General features: G+C 63.3%; 1 protein-coding gene. It reads left to right on the forward strand.

What is annotated here, in order from left to right:
* A partial coding sequence (arsK, locus tag GR138_RS30135; protein ID WP_160862939.1) for an arsenite efflux MFS transporter ArsK occupies positions 1–939 on the forward strand: 939 nt, incomplete at its 5' end.

The raw sequence follows: 939 nt of genomic DNA on the forward strand, positions 1-939 counted from the left end.
TGGTCGCCATCGGTGGCGATCTTTGCGCTGGCCATCGTCCTGTTGGAGATATCGTCCGGCATGGTTCAGTACCAAGCCGCTTTCGCGGCACTGGTCGAGGCCGATCCTCGGTCAGCGTCACGCAGCATCACCTATCTCACCCTGATCGCGGGATTTGCCTCGACGATCTTCTGGCCGATTGCCACGGCGCTGCTCGGCTATCTCTCGTGGCGGGAAATCTATCTCGTCTATGCCGTGCTCAACCTTGTTGTCTGCATGCCGTTCCACGTCTGGATCATGCGGAAGGGAAAGGTGGCTGCGGCCGGCGGACTAAGGCCGATGCGCGAACCTGTCGTCGGGGCCATTCCGCGCGAGCGTCGGCGCGGCGCGGTGATCATCGTGTCGGCTGCATTCGCGCTGATCAGCTTCACCCTTGGAGCGATGCTGGCGCATATGGTACCGATGCTCGGCTCGCTCGGCTTCGGAAGCGCCGCCGTCGTCATCGGCTCCCTGTTCGGCCCGGCGCAAGTTCTTAGCCGCCTGATCAACATGATCTTCGGAACGCGCCTCGCACCGCCGGGCCTCGCGGTTCTCTCCGCGGTCTTCATGGTGCTGAGCGTCGTCATTCTGGCGCTGTCCGGTAACTGGCTCCCCGGCGCGGTCGCCTTCTCAATTTGCCTTGGCCTAGGATCGGGCATCAACAGCATCGCTCAGGGCAGCTTGCCGCTCTACCTGTTCGGCTCGGATGGGTATGGTGCGCTCACCGGCAAGATGGCGTCAGCGAGACTGGCGGCCGGCGCTGCGGCCCCCTTCGGCTTCGCCGCGACGATGGAGCAGTTCGGCATAGGCGCATCACTCGTTCTAAGTGCAGCCCTCGGCTCAATCGGTATTGTGGCGTTTATCGCGGTGGCGATGGCGACGAAGCGGAACCTCGTCGCCAGCACAAGCCCGTCAAATTGA

The sequence above is a fragment of the Shinella kummerowiae genome (assembly GCF_009827055.1).
GTDB lineage: Bacteria > Pseudomonadota > Alphaproteobacteria > Rhizobiales > Rhizobiaceae > Shinella > Shinella kummerowiae.